The 18244-nt window shown below is 62.0% G+C and carries 17 protein-coding genes; 5 read left to right on the forward strand and 12 right to left on the reverse strand.

All coding sequences use genetic code 11. The annotated features are described in order from the left end of the window. Positions 1-53 precede the first annotated feature (53 nt). The 4 genes from HDE76_RS06490 to HDE76_RS06505 form a co-directional block, all read right to left on the reverse strand. Positions 54-755 carry a tetratricopeptide repeat protein gene (locus HDE76_RS06490; RefSeq protein WP_179479969.1) on the reverse strand — a complete coding sequence of 234 codons (702 nt, stop codon included), beginning with the start codon at positions 753-755 and terminating at the stop codon, positions 54-56. Between the two features lie 106 nt (positions 756-861). Further along, complete coding sequence (locus HDE76_RS06495) at positions 862-1491, reverse strand: serine hydrolase (protein WP_343205671.1); 630 nt, start codon at positions 1489-1491, stop codon at positions 862-864. Positions 1492-1663: 172 nt separating this feature from the next. Then, complete coding sequence (locus HDE76_RS06500; RefSeq protein WP_184506131.1) at positions 1664-2584, reverse strand: SDR family oxidoreductase; 921 nt, start codon at positions 2582-2584, stop codon at positions 1664-1666. Next, complete coding sequence (locus tag HDE76_RS06505; RefSeq protein ID WP_255481458.1) at positions 2581-3705, reverse strand: MBL fold metallo-hydrolase; 1125 nt, start codon at positions 3703-3705, stop codon at positions 2581-2583. The genes HDE76_RS06500 and HDE76_RS06505 overlap by 4 nt, the downstream gene beginning before the upstream one ends. Before the next feature lie 135 nt (positions 3706-3840). Here HDE76_RS06505 and HDE76_RS06510 point away from each other — a divergent pair, with 135 nt between their 5' ends. Then, on the forward strand, positions 3841-4452 hold the full coding sequence (locus HDE76_RS06510; RefSeq protein ID WP_184506135.1) for a TetR/AcrR family transcriptional regulator: 612 nt from the start codon (positions 3841-3843) through the stop codon (positions 4450-4452). An 8-nt stretch (positions 4453-4460) separates the two neighbouring features. On the opposite strand, the gene HDE76_RS06515 is transcribed toward HDE76_RS06510, so the two are convergent. Then, positions 4461-6116: a M28 family metallopeptidase gene (locus HDE76_RS06515; RefSeq protein ID WP_184506137.1), complete on the reverse strand. Its 1656-nt coding sequence runs from the start codon at positions 6114-6116 to the stop codon at positions 4461-4463. 257 nt (positions 6117-6373) lie between these two features. On the opposite strand from HDE76_RS06515, the gene HDE76_RS06520 reads away from it, so the two are divergent. Continuing rightward, a complete protein-coding gene (locus tag HDE76_RS06520; protein ID WP_184506139.1) occupies positions 6374-7351 on the forward strand; it encodes an aldo/keto reductase in 978 nt (325 codons plus the stop codon). 52 nt (positions 7352-7403) lie between these two features. On the opposite strand, the gene HDE76_RS06525 is transcribed toward HDE76_RS06520, so the two are convergent. From HDE76_RS06525 to HDE76_RS06550, 6 genes are all read right to left on the reverse strand, one after another. Then, complete coding sequence (locus tag HDE76_RS06525; protein ID WP_184506141.1) at positions 7404-8813, reverse strand: PepSY domain-containing protein; 1410 nt, start codon at positions 8811-8813, stop codon at positions 7404-7406. Further along, the gene (locus HDE76_RS06530; protein ID WP_184506143.1) at positions 8810-11137 is read right to left on the reverse strand and encodes a TonB-dependent receptor; all 2328 of its coding nucleotides are present in this window, start codon (positions 11135-11137) and stop codon (positions 8810-8812) included. The genes HDE76_RS06525 and HDE76_RS06530 overlap by 4 nt, the downstream gene beginning before the upstream one ends. 170 nt (positions 11138-11307) lie before the next feature. After that, positions 11308-11787: a DUF2946 domain-containing protein gene (locus HDE76_RS06535; protein WP_184506145.1), complete on the reverse strand. Its 480-nt coding sequence runs from the start codon at positions 11785-11787 to the stop codon at positions 11308-11310. Positions 11788-11939: 152 nt separating this feature from the next. Continuing rightward, the gene (locus tag HDE76_RS06540) at positions 11940-13688 is read right to left on the reverse strand and encodes a GGDEF domain-containing protein (RefSeq protein WP_343205672.1); all 1749 of its coding nucleotides are present in this window, start codon (positions 13686-13688) and stop codon (positions 11940-11942) included. A gap of 57 nt (positions 13689-13745) precedes the next feature. After that, a complete protein-coding gene (locus HDE76_RS06545) occupies positions 13746-14048 on the reverse strand; it encodes a hypothetical protein (protein WP_184506147.1) in 303 nt (100 codons plus the stop codon). A 391-nt stretch (positions 14049-14439) separates the two neighbouring features. Then, positions 14440-15255, reverse strand: coding sequence for an SAM-dependent methyltransferase (locus tag HDE76_RS06550; RefSeq protein WP_184506149.1), 816 nt, complete (start codon positions 15253-15255; stop codon positions 14440-14442). 321 nt (positions 15256-15576) lie between these two features. Here HDE76_RS06550 and HDE76_RS06555 point away from each other — a divergent pair, with 321 nt between their 5' ends. Beyond that, a complete protein-coding gene (locus HDE76_RS06555; protein ID WP_184506151.1) occupies positions 15577-16257 on the forward strand; it encodes a methyltransferase domain-containing protein in 681 nt (226 codons plus the stop codon). Positions 16258-16358: 101 nt separating this feature from the next. Here the strand turns inward: HDE76_RS06555 and HDE76_RS06560 are convergent, their stop codons facing one another. After that, positions 16359-16541, reverse strand: coding sequence for a CsbD family protein (locus tag HDE76_RS06560; RefSeq protein ID WP_184506153.1), 183 nt, complete (start codon positions 16539-16541; stop codon positions 16359-16361). 211 nt (positions 16542-16752) lie between these two features. On the opposite strand from HDE76_RS06560, the gene HDE76_RS06565 reads away from it, so the two are divergent. Then, positions 16753-17310 (forward strand): lipocalin family protein, encoded by a 558-nt coding sequence (locus HDE76_RS06565; protein ID WP_184506155.1) that lies wholly within the window; start codon positions 16753-16755, stop codon positions 17308-17310. Positions 17311-17441: 131 nt separating this feature from the next. Beyond that, entirely contained in the window at positions 17442-18242 is an 801-nt protein-coding gene (locus HDE76_RS06570) for an SDR family oxidoreductase (RefSeq protein ID WP_184506157.1), read from the forward strand. The last annotated feature ends 2 nt before the right edge of the window (positions 18243-18244 follow it).

Here is an 18244-nt window from a genome sequence, read left to right on the forward strand (position 1 = left end):
GCGTCCATGCCGTCGTCAGTCGTTAGCAACACTCGATCGAATTTTACTCGAGACTACTCGGCTGACGCAGAAACGATCGCCCGCATCGCCGGATGATCCATCTGCACCGCGTAGCTGACGATGGCGGCCTTTACGTCGGGCGTCGCATCCTCGGCCGCGCGCTTCAGCCATTGCGCGGCGTCTTCGATCCTGCCTTCGGCGACGAGCGCCATGGCCCAGTTGTACTGCCCGCGAAAATAGCCAGCCTCGGCCGAGCGTCGATACCAGTCGTTGGCCTTGAAGGTGTTGCGCATGACGCCCCAGCCTTCTTCGTAGCAGCGGGCGAGCAGGTTCATGGCACGGGCGTGGCCCTGCTCGGCGGCCTTGGCGTACCAGTAAGCGGCGCGCTCGGCGTCGCGCTCTACCCCCTGACCATCGAGATACATGCGCGCCGCGTTGTATTGCGCCCAGTCGTTGCCGAGCTTGGCCGCATACACGTAGCAAAAAAACGCCTGGGACAGATCAGGGTCTGTACCCCAGCCCTTTTCAAGGCAGCGCCCGACCATCATGGTGCCTTCGGCGTGACCTTTTTTTCCGGCTCGTTCGAACCAGGCCAGGGCAACCGCCGCGCTTTTTATCGTGCCGTTGCCCTCGAGCAGCATACGGCCAAACATCACCTGCGCGGTGACCACGCCCTGGTTGGCCAGCCATTGAAGGGTGAGCTCGGAACGATCGGGGTCGCGCGCCAGAAGGTCGCGTATTTCGTCAGCAGTCATGCTGGTGCAACCACTGGCGGCATTGAGGCATGCGTCATTATACGAGGCCGAAAACCCCGGTGCTACGCCATCTGTCGGGGATCAGGCCCTTGATACCGGCGATATGTCAGTGGACAGCAGCGGATACGTCGTCGACCAGGCGCACCAGTCCCTGCATATCGAACCACGGCGGATCGACCGTCGAGCCAAACCGCACTATCACCAGATGCTTCGACGGCACTATGACGATGCGCTGCCCGTTCATGCCGGAGGCGAAATAAGCGTCCGGTGGCAGACCATCGATGCGCGGCGCCTTGTCGCCCGCTGCGGCCACATTGGTCCAAAAGCCAGCGCCGTACGGCGCGTCCAGCGTTGGGCGGGCCGAAAACGCGGCCCACCCAGCCGGCAGGAGGCGCCGTCCGTTCACCACGCCATCGTCGAGATAAAGCTGGCCGAAGCGCGCCCAGTCACGCGCCGAGGCGTAGATACGGGTGGAACCGATCAGCGTCTGCGCACCGTCGAATTCCATCGACACGTGATGCATGCCGAACGGTTCGAGCTGCTGCTTCTGGGCGAAGTAATAGGTCGACAGGCTGACGAAGTGTCCGTGCCAATCCGTCGTGATGCGGCGATTGGCACAGTTCACCGCGTAGTGCAGGCCGCGCTTGAGCGGCTTCAATCCCTCGTCGTAGGCATAGCTTTCGGTAAACGCTCGCTCCGGTGTCAGGCCCTCGACGAACACGCCCGAACAGATCACTTCGGCACTGCTCGCCGTGGCGACGCGAATCGCATGGTCCGATCGCTTCCAGAAAAAAGCGCGGCGAGAATCACCAGCACAGCACCCAGTGCACAGGCCACCCGGACCCCGAACGACCTTCCCCGCTTGGACATGTGTATCCCCGTTACGTGATGTCTCGAACCCAACCGGCCTAGCCGAACCTGGCAGCCGTCAGCGTCGCCGAAACATCCCATAGGCGTGCCGCCGCCGCAACGTCGTTGGCCCGGGCCGAAATTCTCGCGGGCGCGGGCGCGCCCTTGATTTCGGAGAATCCGTCCGGACCGTAGTAACCGGCGTTTTTGGCGTCGGGTGACGTGGCGGCATAAATCGTGGGCAAAGCACCGGCCTCTGCCGATTGGCCGAAGATATGGACAAACCACAGGCTGAACTTGCTGGCCAAGCCATCGCTACCCAGGCCATTGGCGATCAACGCCGTGGTGGCGATGCCGGGATGTGCGGCGTTGCTCATCAGGCCCCAGCCATTGGCATCGCTGCGGCGCTGCAGCTCCAGCGCAAACATCAGCATGGCCAGCTTGGACTGACCGTAGGCCCTGTTCGGCGTATAGCTGCGTTCGAGCTGGAGATCGTCGAAATGTATCTTGCCGAAGCGATGCATCACGCTGCTGAGGTTGACCACGCGCGGCGCAGGTGACTTGCGCAGCAGCGGCAGCAGCTGTGCAGTGAGCGCGTAGTGGCCCAGATAATTGACGCCCAGTTGCATCTCGAAGCCGTCGGCCGTGACCTGGCGCTGCGGCAGGGCCATCACGCCCGCGTTGTTGATCAGCAGATCCAGCGGCCGGCCTTCGGCATGTAGCCGTCGGGAAAAGTCCGCAACCGATGCGAGTTTCGATAGATCGAGAGATTCCAGTCTTACCTTCGCCCCCGGCGAAAGCGCGCGTATTTTCGCCAGCGCCTCGTTGCCCTTTTGTTCGCTGCGCACCGCCAGAATCACCTCGGCGCCCGCGTTGGCCAGAGCCAACGCCGCTTCGTAACCGATGCCGCTATTGGCCCCGGTTACCACGGCGCGCTTGCCAAGCTGTGAGGGAATGTCGTTCACCGTGAAGCCGCTCATGCGCCGGTTTCCCTGGAAAGGTTGAGTGAGGGATGCTCGACAGCCTCCGCCTCGAACGCACGCCACCACGGCGACTGCAACGCCGTGTCGGGACCAACGGTTTCGCCTGGACGCGGCTGCACCAGATGCACGCCCTGCTCTGCCGCCAGCGCGCGGATGCGCTCGGCCGGTTCGTCCCAGCGATGGAAGGCCAGATCGAATGTGCCCCAGTGCACCGGCATCATCGTCTTTCCGCGCACGAGCCGATGCGCGGCGATCGATTGCTCCGGCTGCATATGCACGTTGGGCCAGGTCTCGCTGTACGCACCGCATTCGATCAGGGTGAGATCGAACGGCCCGTAGCGTTCGCCGATCTGCGCAAAGCCCTCGTGCATGCCGGTATCGCCGCTGAAGAACAGCCGCTCGTGCGTGCCCAGCACCACCCACGAAGCCCACAATGTCGAGTTGCCGTCCCGAAGGCCGCGGCCGGAAAAATGCTGCGCCGGCGTCGCCGCCAGGGTCAGTGGTCCGAAGCGCGTTTCCTGCCACCAGTCCAGTTCGGTGACGCGTTTGGCATCCACGCCCCAGGCGATCAGCCGCTGGCCCACGCCGAGCGTCGTATAGAAGTGGCCGACGCGATCGGCCAGCGCGCGAATGGTGTCGCGATCGAGATGGTCGTAATGATCGTGCGACAGGATCACCGCATCGATCGGCGGCAGCTGCGCCACCGTAAGCGCCGGCGGCGTGAAGCGCTTCGGTCCGGCGAACGGCACCGGCGAGGCGCGCGCGCCGAGCACGGGGTCGGTGAGCAGACGCAGCCCGTCGATCTCGATCAGCACACTGGAATGACCCAGCCAAGTGACCTGCAACGCCTGCGAGGGCGGACCGCTCAGCACATCCTGACGCACCGTCACCACCGGCAACGGACTTTGCGGCTTGCGCCGCTGGCCGCGATGCGCGCGGAAAGCCTTACGCACTTCGCCCAGACTTGCAGCTCGGGTATTGGCCACGTTACGAAAACGGCCGTTGTGCCATGCCGGCGACTGCGGATGCGGTCGCACGATACGCTGCCGCTGCGCCATCACACGCCAGGCAAACAGGACAAGACACAGAACCACGATGATGACGAGTGCACTGACCATGAGCGGACATTCCATTAAAAGTAAACGACTTCGTATACTTTATGGCGCGCCATAAAGAAAGTAAACTATATCGTGTACTTTGTGAGCCGGTCGTTAGGTGACCGGCGCCACACGCCCAGCCATCAGGAGCTCGACTTGTTGAACCGCAGCGCCACAAAACGGCAGGCCATGCTCGACGCCGGTATCGCCGAATTGGCCGAGCACGGGCTGGCCGGCGCCAGCATGGAATCCATCGCCACGCGGGCGGAGGTTTCCAAGCGCACGCTGTACAAGCATTTCCCATCCAAAGACGCGGTACTGGAGGCGGTATTGGCGCTGCTGATGGAACGCGTCGATCCGCTGAGCAAACTGCACTACGACCGCCAGCGCGATTTCATCGAGCAGCTGCGCGAGGTCGGCATGCGGGAGATGCAGCTTATCTGCGACCCGGACTTCATCCGGCTCAGCCGCGTGCTGATGGTCGAGTGCATGCGCTCCGAAGCGCAAAGCCTGCGGCTGATGGAGAAGTTCGGCGAAAAGGAAAACAGCGTCTATCACTGGTTTCAGCAGGCTGGCGACGCGGGCCAGCTGGGCCAGCTCGACGCCAAACTGGCGGCGGATATTTTTGTCGCGTTTCTGAAATCCTCGGCTTACTGGTTTTCCGTGATTGCCTGGCAACCGGTGCCGAAGAAAGCCGAACAGGCACGCCTTATCGAAGAGGCGTGCCTGACTTTATTGGGCCGATTGCAGACGAACCGCTCACGCTGAGTTCGGCTTCACTTCGGCGGATCCGCCTCACGCTTGGCGGCGAAGGGGCTGTCGGGGTACCACTTCGGCCAGACGTTGTCCTGGCTAAGCTTCTGCCCCAGCTCGTACAGCGCCTGCGTGTCTTCGAGGATGCCCGAATAATCCCAATTTGGATCGAACACGTCGTTCGGCGTGTGGTAGTGATGGGCGGTGTATTCGGTCGCGCCTTTCTGACCGGCCTCGCGCCCACCGTTGAGCAGATCGAGGCCGGAGCTCGCCAGCATCGCCGGCACGCCGGCCTTGGCAAAGTTGAAATGATCGGAGCGGAAGTAGAAACCGTTCTCCGGCGTGGTCTCCGGCGAGATCACCCGGCCCTGCGATTTCAGTACGTCGGCCAGCATGTCCTCCAGCTGCGACTGGCCCTTGCCGATCACGGTCATGTCGTGCGCGCGGCCGATGATCGGCAGCGCATCGACGGCGATATCCGCGACGGTCTTGTCGAGCGCGAATACCGGCTTGGAGGCGTAGTACTGCGAGCCGAGCAGCCCGGACTCCTCCAGCGTCGGCATGAAGAACAGCACACTGCGCGGCGGCGACGTTTTCTGATGCGCGAACGCATCGGCGATCTCCAGCAGCATGGTCAGGCCGGTGCCGTTGTCGATCGCGCCGCCGTAGACCTTGTGTCCCTTCAGCGAAGGATCGGTGCCGAGGTGATCCCAGTGCGCGGTATAGATCACTGCTTCGTCGGGCTTGCTGCTGCCCTTCACCATCGCCAGCACGTTGTGCGACTCGATATGGCCGATCTTGTTTTTCAGGCTGACCGAGGCCGTGGCCTGCAGCGGCACGGGTTTGAAGCCGGGCTTGGCCGCGGCTTTTTCCAGCTCGTCGAAATTCTGGCCGGCGGCGGCAAACAGGCGCTCCGCCGCGGGGCGCGTCAGCCAGCCGGCCACCGGCAGGCGCGGCGACGGATCGACGCTGCTGGGCAGGCTGAGCTGCGGCCCGCTGTTACTGTTTTGCAGCACACGGAACGGATAGCCGGCCGCCGCGTCGCTGGTATGCACGATGAAGCAGGCGGCCGCACCTTTGAGCGCGGCCTCGGCAAACTTGTAGGTCCAGCGGCCGTAGTAGGTCATCGCGCGACCGTTGAACAGCTTCGGATCCAGCGTGGCGAAACCGGGATCGTTGACCAACACGATCACCGTCTTGCCCTTGACGTCGATGTCCTTGTAATCGTTCCAGTGCCACTGCGGCGCGTCGGCGCCAAAACCCAGAAACACGATCGGCGAGTTTTTCAGGTCGACATTGGCTTTTGCCTGCAGAGTCTGCACCACCATGTCGTCGTGATTGGCGAACTGGCTGGTCTTGCCGCCGGCTGAAATATTCAGCGTGACATCGGTATTCAACAGCTGGATCGAGTTGGCCGGCACCGTCTGAAACCACGAGCCATGGTTGCCCGGTTGCAGGCCCATGCGCTTGTACTGCTCGACGAGCCAGTCGATCGTACGCGGCTCGGCTGCGGTGCCGGGCTTGCGCCCGCCAAATTCGTCCGAACTCAGGGTCTTGTCGAACTGGGCGAAATCAGCGGCGGTGATCTGCGGCGCCAGCGCCACGGACGCATCGGCCGCACACGCGGTGCCGGCAGCCACGCATAGGGCGGCAAATAAAGCGGTTGAGGCGAGACGCATCGAGCACTCCAGCATGAACGAACAGATCACCGTTGTAACGCGCGCGCCAGTGCGTGTCTATGAAAAATCGACGCGATGGACGTCGAGCCGTCCGCCCGTTCGACCGTATGCCGAGGCCGCAAAAACTCGTCGTATCGCAGGCGCGCTTTCACGCGTTGCCAACCCTTTAGGCGACGCGGACGGTTAGGCTTGCGCTTTGCACTGCTCCGATCCGCGCTATCGGCCGTGCCCTTTTCTACCGGCTACTGGAGACGATGATGGAATACGTAAAACTCGGACGCACCGGCCTCGACGTATCGCGCGTCTGCCTTGGCTGTATGACCTACGGCGACGCCGAACGCGGCGCACACAGCTGGACGCTGGACGAGGAAACCAGCCGACCCTTCATACGCAAAGCGCTGGATCTGGGCATCAACTTTTTCGATACGGCGAACGTGTATTCCGATGGCACCTCGGAAGAAATCGTCGGCCGCGCACTGAAGGATTTCGGCTCGCGAGACAGCATCGTGCTGGCGACCAAGGTGTTCAACCGCATGCACGAAGGCCCGAACGGCATGGGCCTCTCGCGCAAGGCGATCATGAGCGAGATCGACCACAGTCTCAGCCGGCTCGGCACCGATTACGTCGATCTTTATCAGATCCACCGCTGGGATCCGCGCACCCCGATCGAGGAGACTCTGGAGGCGCTGCACGATGTGGTGAAAGCCGGCAAGGCGCGCTACATCGGCGCATCGTCGATGTTCGCCTATCAATTCAGCAAGGCGCTGTACGTGGCGGAGAAACACGGCTGGACGCGCTTCGCCACCATGCAGAACCACTACAACCTGCTCTATCGCGAAGAAGAGCGCGAGATGATGCCGCTGTGCCAGGAGCAGGGCATCGGCGTGATTCCCTGGAGCCCGCTCGCGCGAGGCCGCCTCACCCGCGATTGGGACGAAAGCAGCGAGCGCGAGTCCACCGACGTCTACGGCAAGACGCTGTACACCGTGCCCGACGCCGACAAAAAAGTCGTCGAAGCGGTGGCTGCCGTGGCCAAGGCGCGCGGCATATCGAAGGCGCAAGTTGCGCTGGCCTGGGTCGCACAGAAGCCGTTCGTTACCGCGCCGATCGTCGGCGCCTCCAAGCCGCACCATCTGGATGACGCCGTAGCCGCGCTGTCGCTGAACCTCGACGCCGATGAAATCGCCAGGCTCGAAGAGCATTACGTGCCGCACGCGGTGGCCGGACACACCTGAGCTCTATGCCACACGACGATGCCTGCGTTTGCCGTAGGTCGTGTGGCGCCGATCAGACGTCGAGTTTCGGCGCGAGTCCGAGAAAATGTCGGGCTCGCGGCCAGTGGCGCAGGCCTATTCGCTCGACCAGCAGCATCACGAGCATCGATGCGCCCAGCAACGGCAGCGCGATGCCCAGCAGCACCAGCAGCGTGACGACCAACATCGGATACCGCGTCTGCGCGTGCGCAGGTGGCGCACCCAACACGCCGGCAGGTCGTCGCCGCCACCACAGCACCACCGCACTCGACGACAGCGTGATCAGGCCCAGCGCGGTGAACACACCCAGGATCTGATTGAGCGGCGGAAACAGCCGACCTTCGTGGATGGCCACGCCATAACCGATGATGCGATCGAGCAGCGGCCGTTGGAAAAACGTCGTGCGGCTGACCAAGGCCCCGCTGGTGCCGTCGAGCACGAGATCGGCGCGCAGCGATCGATCCTCCGCATCGGAACGCGCCGCCCATGTGGGCGCGAACCGTGACGGCGGTGAAATCAGCACCGGCGGTGCGAGTTGCTGAGCGATCACGGTGGGTAGCACTCGATCCAGTGCCGTGTAGTCCAAGCCGATTGCCGCCGCCTCGGTATCGCCCGGCATACGCATGCCGGGCATGAATGCTGCGCGTAACGGCGCATTCTGCAAGCTGGCGACGGCCCTATCGTGTGCGCTGCCGATGCTCCAGTCCTGCGCACTGGCCGAACGTGCATACGTTTGTCGCAACGTCTGCAGCATGCCGCCCCAGGATTTACTCCACGGCAGTCCGGACACCAGCAGGAACAGGGCGAAGCACGACACCCATACGCCGGTGACTGCATGCATGTCGCGCCAGAACGTGCGCGAACCGTGGCGCAGGCGCGGAAAGAGCACGCCGCAGAAGCGGTGCGTTCGAGGCCACCACAGATACAGCCCGCTCAACAGCATAAGAATCGTCCACGACGCCGCCAGTTCCACCAGCACCGAGCCTGCCGTGCCCAGCAGCAGTTCGCCGTGCAGGTAGAAGATCACCCGCATAAAACGATCGTTCTCGTTCACCACGTGCAGCACGCGCAGACTGGACGGATCGACGAACACGCGATTGATCTGCGCCCCCTTGCCCACCAGAACACGCGTCGCCGCTTCGGGTGCAGCGTGCAACTCATAGGCATTCAGCACCCCGCCGGGCACGGCGGCGAGTGCGGCGGCAACCTGGGCCGACGCGGCTTGCGGCGGACCGCCGGTGACGTGGGCATAACGCCGCTCCAGCAGCGGTTCGAGCTGCGGCTTGAACAGGTAGATCATGCCCGTGATCGACAGCCATACGACAAACGGCAGACAGAACAGTCCGGCATAGAAATGCCAGCGCCAAATCAGCCGGTAGACCTGCTGGCGCCGCGTACCCGTGGTGACTCTAGCCAGCTCGCTCGCGGCACCGCCGGCGTTCATAGATGCACCTCGGCTTTGACATAGATGGTGCGTGACGGGTACGGGTAATAGACGTAGTAGCGACGGTTGGTGAGATTGTCGATGCCCACACCGACATTCCAGTGCGCGTTTACCATCCAGTTGAAGCTGCTGTCCCAGGTCAGAAAATCGCTGACGCCACCGAAGGTATCGGGGTTGATATCGCTGTGGTTGAGCGTGTTGTACTGGCGACCGGAATAGCGACCGGCCAGCGTCAGCGAGGTACTTTCGCTGCTGTGCCATGTGCCGATCACGTTGGCGCGCCAGCGCGGCACGCGGTAGAACTGCTTGCCCTGCGCACCGGGGTTTTGCGGATCGCTTACGGTGGTGGCCTGCGTGTACGCGCCGTTGGCGGTCAGGTCCAGACGGTCGAACAGCACACCCTGCCCCTGATAGCTCACCTCCGCGCCACGCGTGCGCACCAGCGCCACGTTCTGCACATTGGTGACCGTCGGGAATACGCTGTAGTCCGTCTGGCTGAAGAGCGTGTCGCGCGTGTCGCTGCGATACAGCGAAAAACGGGTCAGGCCGCGTGCGGTGGTCCATTCGGCGGAAAGCTCGCGCGAAAGATCGTTTTCCGGCTTGAGGTAGGGATTGTTGTTGACCAGACTCAGGCCGCTGAACGAGCCCTGGAACAATTCGCCCACCGTCGGAAACCGATAGGCGCGGGCACCGGACAACCTCAACCGCCAGGCATCGTCCAGCTGAAAGGCCAGCGATACCTTCGGCGACAGATGTTTTTCCTTGCGCGGCAGCAGCGTAGCGTAGCTCGTCACCGCTCCACTCGTTGTGCTGATGAAACCATCGAAAGCTCGCCACTGCTCATAGCGTGCCCCATAGGTGAGCTGCCAGCGAGGACTCAACTGCCAGGCGTCCTGCCAATAAATCGCCTGCGTCTGGGTACTGCCGCCGGTGTCGCTGAGAGGCGCACTGGCGTCACCTTCACGCCACTGATTCAGCGCGAAGGTGTTGTTGACCAGCGCGTAGCCATCGTAGTGATAGCCCATGCTAAGCCAGTGGCTGCCCGCGTCGATGCGGTCCGGGCGATAGCTGCTGCGCACATCGAAGGTACGCCAGCGGCTGCCGTCACCCAGCGTGATTTGACCGGCACCGTCGTAGGTCAGCGCGCTGCCGGCCGAGCGATCCTGACTCTTGGCGCGATCGAAGTACGAGGCCTGCGCCTGTACGTTCCAGCCGCTGTCGCGATGAGTCCCCAGCGACAGGCCGTAGAGATAGTTTTCGCTTCGGCGCGTGCTCGGTGCGAAAAAGCTCGCCGGTATCACGTACTGCCGGCCATCGATCGCCACCGTGCCTGCCAACACGGTCTGACCGCCAGCATCGCGCAGATAGCTGGCGGTTCGATGGCTCATATCCTGGCTCCAGTAGCCTACGTCCAGGCCGCCGCGCAGATCGGGTGTGAAATCGTAGGTGAGCTTGAGGTTGGCCTGATCCTGCGAGGTGACCTCCTGCCCTTCGCTGTTGATGCCCAAGGTCGCACGCGACTGGCCATTCGGGCCGATATCGGTGAGCGCGCCGGTGACGGGTACGGCGGCGTTGCCGGCCGCGGTGCTGGAGAGATTCTGCGTAGCGAACACCAGCGGCTGGCCGTTGCTCTGCAGGTGCGCGAACCCCGCCAGAAACGACAGCTTGCCCACGCGATCGCCCAGGGTGACGCTGTTGCGGCTACCGCCGTAATGGCCATCCACGCCGTCGTTGTCGACATGCTGGGTGAACAACTGGGTCTGTGCCGATAGCTCCAGCTTGTCGGGCATACGCGTCGTCATCAGCACCGTGGCGCCGATCGCATTGCCGGGATAAAGGGCGGAATAGGCGCCATAAAGCACATCGACGCGCGCCAGATGATCGGGAAACACAATGGACCAGCGGGGCGGCGTGCCGAACGTGTTGTTGGAAAAATCGCTCAGCAACAAACCGTCGAGGTAAACCAAGCCACGCGCGCTTTGCGAATTTCTGCTGCCGCGTACCGCAAACGTGGCGTTTTCATCGCCGATGAAGCGCTTGCGTATGCCCAGCGCCGGCATGTATTTCAGCGAATCCTCGGCATTGACGATATTGAGCTTGCGCAGCTGCGCCGCATCGATGGTTTCGACCGTCACCGGCAGGTTGGGATCGAACGGCGGCGCAGCCGACCTGGTTGCGTTGACGTCGACCGCCTTGAGCGTCTTGGCCGAGGTCGACAGTGGCGTGGTGGAATCCGCCGTGAGTTCGTTGGCGGTCGAAAAAGAAGAAAAGATGAACACGAACGGCAGCGCGATCAACGCACTGCCCGAAGGAGAAAATCGCATGAATAAAATTCCGTCAATGGCGCGCGCGGCGGCAGCGCCATCCATGAGTTAAGAGCGCGAGGCAGATGCGACCGAAGACGCGCGCAAAACAGAGGCGCAGTGATTCGGACGATGGCCTTCAGCGACGCGAGAGCCGATACGTGCGCAGCCGCAGCGCACGCTAGGCGAGATCAGCCGTGACGAAGCGACGGCGGTCCGCGAGGATTGGCGCTCAGAACGGGATCGACGAACGTGGCGCCAATGGCCCAGAGCCTCGGCACGGACGCCGCTGGCAGAGTAGACGCTGAAAAGACGATGGTATGGCCGGACAGCAAAGGGCTGTGGCCGAGCAGCGTGCAATAACCGCAGTGGTCCATCGGCGTCGCGGGCGCCGACGGTTCCGGCGTATGGTGCGGAGCCAGCCCATGGCCGGTGCACCAAGCGCCCAAGTTCGGCATGGACGACTCGACAGCAAGGGTTCGCGACACCACCGGCGCCACGATCGTCAGCCAGATCGCGGCCATGCCCAGCCATGCCATGAACCGCCGATGCCGCAACTTGCTCAGCACGGTATCCCCACTCGCTTTATGACTGCTTAACGCAACTTCAAGCGGAATGGTGACATGAAATTCGAAAGAAATGACGGGCCGCCTTGTGCGGCATAGCGCCACGCGGAAGTCTTTCCCGAGTCATCGGTATCGGCGGCACGGGGTGCCAAGGAGAAAAATCGCCGCATCGAGAAGATGGATGTGCAGCGGAAGTCGCGGTGGCTTCCACGACAAGCCTTGCCACGAAAGCACGGCCGACCAGTCGCCGCTGGCGTTTACCTGCGCTGCAGCGGCAGATCCGATCGAGCGAAGGACGGTTCGACGTCGTCGAATACGACCACGCGATTGCGGCCTCCGCGCTTGGCATCGTAAAGCGCCTTGTCGGCATGAATCAGCAGCTGCCGCAGGTTATAGCCGGATTCCACAGTGGACGACACGCCAAAGCTAGCCGATACCTCTATGCCAGGTGCATCCTCGCCGTTGGACACGCTGGCAATCGCCAGACGAATCAATTCCGCTCGTCCCGTTACCACGTCGCGGTCGCACTCCGGCATCAGGATGCCGAATTCCTCGCCGCCGAGGCGGCCGAAAACGTCGGTAGAGCGCAGATGCGCCTCGCAGGCGGCCACCGTGCGCCGCAATATGTGATCGCCCACGGCATGACCGTGGGTATCGTTGACGAGCTTGAAGTTGTCCAGATCGATCACGATCAGCCCGGCCATGCGAGTCGACTTCTGGCAGTATTTCAGCTGCTGTTCGGCCATGGCGACAAAATGCTGGCGGTTGAAAATGCCGGTCAATCCATCACGCCGCGCCAGCTTCATGAAGCTCATCTGCGACCGCTTGATACGGTAAGCCCATAGCGCGATCGACGCCAGAACGGTCAGCAGCAGAACGATGTAAAGCCGGTTGGTCTCCATCGCCTTGGTGCCCAGCGCCTGCTGCAGCTGCAGTATCTGATTCTGCTTGTTCAACGTGTCGATTTGCAGTTTTTTCGCGAGCACCTGTTGCGTGACAGTCTGATAGGCCAGCGCTTTCGCGCTCACCTCGTTCAAATAGCCCTTGTCGGCCGCCATATATTTTTCGTGGTAGCTCAGGGCCGCATCCAGATCACCCTGTTTTTTGTTGACCAGATAAAGCAGCTGATAGGCGCTGGTCAACGACTTGGTGAATTCGTGCTTGACCCCACCGTCGATGGCGAACTGCGCATACTGCTGCGCCAGCGCGACCTTGCCCTCGTTCCAGTACGCCTGCGCGAGCAACGCATCGAAGTCTGAGGTCAGCTCCGGGTAACCGATGCGGTGGACCTCGGCGTAATGCTTATGCAAAAGCTCGATCGCCGCCGACGCTTGACCGTGTTGAATATCAAAACTTGCTACATGGAAACGTACAAAATTGGCGAAGAGAAATTCTGCTGCTTTATTGCATGCATCTATCGCCTCGCGTGACTGTTGCTCGAATGTCGAAAACTTGCCGCTCTCATACAGCGACTGAATCTGGAAGAGCCTGCCCTTACAGTCACCATCACCGACCGGGTTTTCCCGCAACATCTGGTTCGCATAGGTCAAGCCGAGATCGTATTGACCCGCCTCGTTGTAGAGCATCGAAGCGACGCCCAAGGCCTGTATGCGGGCATCCTTGTCGGCAATCTGCGGCAACTGATCCAGCAGCTGGTTTATCCGCGCAAACGCCTCCTCATAGCGGGAGCCGATAACAAGGTTATTCGCCAAGGTCGTACCTGCACGAAATCGCAGCGTGGCATCGGTGGATTGCTCAATGATCGCATTTAGCAGCGGCGTAGCGGTTTCGTAGTCGCCCCGATAACCCACCTCCCAGGCGTGCAGGTAACGCAGATACTGCTGCTGCTGCGAAGACAATCTCGTCGCCTCCGCGCCGAGCCGCTGCATAAGCTGCAGAAACTCTGCATGGTTCGACGTCTTGAGGCTGTCCGCCTGCTGCAGCAGCGGCGCAGGATCTCCCATCGTGGGCACGGCCGCCGCGGCCGCGCCTATCTGCAAAGCCACGAGCCATAGCGCGCCGGCAAGACATGCCCGGCGCTGTCTGCCAAAGAGAAACATCGATTAGGCCGCGGAGATTTCGGCCTGACGCCCGCTGTGTTCGGGTTTCTCATCCGGCTCCCTCAATGGAGTCTCTTCGTCCTCGTCGCCTTCCCCTTGATCCTCATTGCCTGGCAAATAAGGAGCACATAGCGGAACCAAACCTAGCAGCTTTTCCAGCTGCGCCTTATCCTTGGCGAGGATCGCCCTCTGCAACGCCGGAGCGATTTCCGCGCCAGTCAACGCCTGTTCTACCTCGCCCTGCGAGGCGTGACGCCACTGTGCGTCCTGCCCCATCTTTTCCAGAAAATCGATCACGTCCGTCATTACATCACCCCCTGACAAGTTGGTTGCTTCGATATGGCACCCCGATCTAAGCCACGACCAGACGCACCGTTAAGACCGCTTTCCCCGCTACGTCGAACGTAAGGCCGGAGCCTTGCGCCACCATTATTCACCGCATGATGGCTTGAAACAGCGCAATGCCGTTTCGCCTCATCGCTTGCATCATTGGCCTTTCCGAAAGCCGCATCGGCAAGGCGGCACTCTACCTCGGATTCAGGCTTCACCTGCTTCTTCGCCGACGAGCCACCGTTTTCCCGCCCTCCCAGCGTCGAAAATCTGCTCGACTCGCCGAAACGAATGACACGGCAAAAGTCCTTTTCATCGATGTCTCAAACGCTTCGCACGCCACCCCGTGAACTTATCTGTTTCCACATCAAGCCGCCGAAACCTGCGCCTCGGCCTGATCGAGCGCGGCCAGCCGCGCGCGAATGCCCATATCCGGCTGCATGGCCAGGCACGGCGGAATGACGATGGTATCGGGCACATCGATATCGGCCTGCGGCAACGTACGCAACGCGACCTTCTCGATCCGCGGTGGCTGGATCGGCAGCGTGGCGGCCCGATAGATGATGACCTCATGCTCGAGCGGATAATCGCGCGCCAGCACATCCACCAGCACCTGCCGATACGCTGCGCCGGTGGAAAAACGCGTCAGCGACTTGTCGCCCGCCAGGCCCACCTGCCACAGCACAAGATAAGCACTGGGATCGATCCGTCGCTTGTAGAACAGCAGCTGGCCGGCCTCGAAATGCTGGCAGCCATAGGCACCCGGATCGATGCCGAGGTCGGCGTAGAGACAGTCTTCCGCCGAAATGCCCGGCTCCATATGCGCGCGATAGCCTTCGCTGCGCGCGATTTCGATCGACTTGTGCGGCGCCCAGGCGAATACGCCGGGATGGCCGTAAAACACGCCGCAGACCTTTTTGCCCGCGCGCACTTCGGCAAGAATCGCGTCGACCATCTGCCGGTACGTCTGCAGGCGCGACTTGCCCTCTCGATAGAACGGCTGCAGGCTGCGTACATCCGGATGCATCCGCGCCAGCCACATTTCGACGATGCTGTCGGACAGGCCGGCAAAAACCACATCCGACTGCTCGATATGGCTGCGCGACAGCGGGCTGATATGCGAACCCAGCGTCATGCCCAGGCCCACGCATACCAGACTGCCGGAAGACCCGGATGCATTCATTCGACTTTGTCCCCAATCCGCTTCACGTAGAACCGCTCGCAACACGATGCTAGCGTACAAAGAATGACAGTGTCCAAAATTCTCTGTTCTCAACATCACACACGCCGATAACGAGCGCCAATAGGGGGTTTTACGCGCTCCTGGATCCAACAGAGGCTGACGGCCGGACCTGGCAGAGGAAAATCGAGCGCCGTGAAGCGAATGGCGTACAGTGGGGCGGCAGCTGTTCCATCAGCGCGTCCTGGCGCCATCCGCCGTTTCGCTCCCTTTCTCATGCTCCGTTTCGCAACCCGCGAAAGGAAGCCCTCACGGGAGCTGCCCATGCCGGGCTATACCACCCGCGAGCTTGTGGTCTGCCTTGGCGGCCGCGACTATCGGATTCGCGCCTTGAGCGATCTGCAGCAGTTTGCCGACCCGCATCATCTCGCCGAACGTATCGGTATCTCCTCCGCACTGTGGAGCCTTTTCGGGCAAGTGTGGCCGTCGGGCAAGGTAATGGCCGAGGCGATGTCGACCCACGACATCGGCGGCAAACGCATTCTTGAACTCGGCTGCGGGCTGGGGCTATCCAGCCTGGTACTGCAGCATCGCCGCGCAGATATCACCGCCAGCGATCACCATCCGCTGGCGGAGCTTTTTTTGCGTCACAACGCGACCCTGAACAAGATGCTGGCGATCGTCTATCGCGATCTGCGCTGGGAAGTGCCCGATCTCACCTTGGGGGTGTTCGATCTGATCATCGGCAGCGATGTGCTTTACGAGTCGGGTCACGCGGATCAGCTGGCGGCCACGATACTTCGCCATGCGACGCCGGACGCCGAGATTCTCATTACCGATCCAGGTCGCGGCAACAGTACGTTCTTCACGCGCGCACTGGCCATCCAAGGTTTTGCTGTGACCGAACAGCGTAGCCGTTTCAACAAGGACGACATCCCACCCTTCCGTGGCCGGCTGTTGAGTTATCGGCGCGGCCAATCCGCCAACGGCAAGCTAGCACTGTAGACACTCACGTATTCGGCCGGTGAGAACGTCTGCGTTTCCTAAAAGCATCGGACGCGAGGCTGACGCCGCACGTCCGACATGCACCACTGGCGATCGCCCGGTTACTTCTTGGCCGCGTCGCGCGCTGCATCGGCCGCCTTGCCCACCTCTTTCTGCGCCTTGCCGGCGTTCTTTTCCACGTTGCCCGCCACTTCCTTGGTCTTGTTGCCGGTGACCTTGCCAACGGCCTCTTTCACTGCGCCCTTGACCTCATGCTTGGTGCCTTCAGTGCGATTCTTGTCCACGTCGATACTCCCGTTAAGAAGCCTGCGGTGTGCAGGCCATTACGTTCTAGGCGCGATATCGTGGAGAGACCGTGACATTGCCGTGCGCAACGTATTGACGCACTTGCGTCGTTCAGACACACGACAGCGAAACACGTGTGCGCGTATTTTATGCTGGCTTGCACCATGGATGGATACCGGCGCTGGCACGCGCCCTATTCTGCGTCATCGAATGTTGATATCGGAGATCGTCGTGTTTCGCTCATTTCTTGCCACCACCTTGATGACCGTCGCCGTACCCGCCACTGCGGCGGCGCTGCCGAATCAGCCGGTCACCACCCTGGATCTGACGCGCTACGTAGGCCAGTGGCACGAAATCGGCCACCTGCCGATGTTTTTTCAGCGCAAATGCGTGGACATGATCACGGCGACCTATACAGCGAACGCCGACGGCACCATCGGCGTCCACAATGCCTGTCGTGTCAGAGACGGCTCGATGGATGCGGTCGACGGCGTCGCCCGGAAAGTCGAGGGAAGGCCCGCGGCCCTCCAGGTTCGCTTTGCGCCGGCATGGCTGTCGTGGCTGCCAGTGGTGTGGGCCGACTACTGGGTGGTCGATCTGGATGCAAATTATCAGTGGGCGGTAGTGGGCGGCCCCAGCCGCAAATACCTGTGGGTCCTGTCGCGCAAGCCGAGTATGAGTCGCGTGCTGTTCGACCAGATCAAGGAGCGCGCTCGGCAGCGCGGATACCCGGTCGACAATTTGGTGATGGCCGCACCGCTGGACTGAGCAGCGCCTCTTGCCGGCAGGCGCGAGGCACACGGTCGCTGCGCCTCCGTGCACGCGATCCAGACAGCCACTACCGCAGGATCGACGTATGTCATTGAACGATATCCTGTTGAACATATGAGCCTTCCCATATGACACTCACACCCGCCATCGCCGACTTCGATGCCCAGCCCATGCGCGATCGTGTGGTGTTGATCAGCGGCGGCGCGCAAGGCATTGGCCGCGGTATCGCGCAGTCCGTTCTCGGCGCGGGCGGATCGGTGCTGATCGGCGATCTCGACACCGAAGCCGGCCGCGCCTGTATCGACGAATGGAAAGTGGGGCAGCGCGCTGTATTCAGACGTCTGGACGTCTCCAGCGAAAGCAGCGTCCAGGGATGGATCCAAGCAGCTCTTAAAACATTCGGCCGGATCGACGGCCTGGTCAACAACGCCGGCATCGCCGATCCGGACATCGGCAATTTGACCGAGTTGACTCTGGCGCGCTGGAACGAATACCTCGCTACCAACCTCACTGGCGCCTTTCTCTGCAGCAAGCATGCGCTGGCATCTTTGCAGGAAAGCCATGGCGCGATCGTGCATATCGCCTCCACCCGTGCGCTACAGTCCGAGCCGCATACCGAAGCCTACGCGGCGACCAAGGGTGGGCTGGTCGCCCTGACCCATGCGATGGCGGTGAGTGCGGGTCCTGCAGTTAGAGTCAACGCGATCCTCCCTGGCTGGATCGCCACCGACGACTGGCGCAAGCCAGCCTCGCGTCGCGCGCCCAAGCTGAGCAAGCAGGATCACGCCCAACATCCGGCCGGTCGCGTCGGCACGCCGAAGGATATCGGCGATATGGCCGTCTATCTTCTATCGGCGCAGGCGGGCTTCATCACCGGACAGCACTTTGTCGTCGATGGCGGCATGACGGTGAAGATGCAGTACGCCTGAAT

Source organism: Rhodanobacter sp. ANJX3 (assembly GCF_014200755.1).
Taxonomy (GTDB): Bacteria; Pseudomonadota; Gammaproteobacteria; order Xanthomonadales; family Rhodanobacteraceae; genus Rhodanobacter.

Coding starts and splice junctions, on each gene's coding strand:
- HDE76_RS06505 (WP_255481458.1), bottom strand. CDS start 3,705: ATGGTCAGTGCACTCGTCATCATCGTGGTTCTGTGTCTTGTCCTGTTT.
- HDE76_RS06545 (WP_184506147.1), bottom strand. CDS start 14,048: ATGACGGACGTGATCGATTTTCTGGAAAAGATGGGGCAGGACGCACAG.
- HDE76_RS06570 (WP_184506157.1), top strand. CDS start 17,442: ATGACACTCACACCCGCCATCGCCGACTTCGATGCCCAGCCCATGCGC.
- HDE76_RS06500 (WP_184506131.1), bottom strand. CDS start 2,584: ATGAGCGGCTTCACGGTGAACGACATTCCCTCACAGCTTGGCAAGCGC.
- HDE76_RS06530 (WP_184506143.1), bottom strand. CDS start 11,137: ATGCGATTTTCTCCTTCGGGCAGTGCGTTGATCGCGCTGCCGTTCGTG.
- HDE76_RS06520 (WP_184506139.1), top strand. CDS start 6,374: ATGGAATACGTAAAACTCGGACGCACCGGCCTCGACGTATCGCGCGTC.
- HDE76_RS06490 (WP_179479969.1), bottom strand. CDS start 755: ATGACTGCTGACGAAATACGCGACCTTCTGGCGCGCGACCCCGATCGT.
- HDE76_RS06555 (WP_184506151.1), top strand. CDS start 15,577: ATGCCGGGCTATACCACCCGCGAGCTTGTGGTCTGCCTTGGCGGCCGC.
- HDE76_RS06525 (WP_184506141.1), bottom strand. CDS start 8,813: ATGAACGCCGGCGGTGCCGCGAGCGAGCTGGCTAGAGTCACCACGGGT.
- HDE76_RS06515 (WP_184506137.1), bottom strand. CDS start 6,116: ATGCGTCTCGCCTCAACCGCTTTATTTGCCGCCCTATGCGTGGCTGCC.
- HDE76_RS06550 (WP_184506149.1), bottom strand. CDS start 15,255: ATGAATGCATCCGGGTCTTCCGGCAGTCTGGTATGCGTGGGCCTGGGC.
- HDE76_RS06565 (WP_184506155.1), top strand. CDS start 16,753: ATGTTGATATCGGAGATCGTCGTGTTTCGCTCATTTCTTGCCACCACC.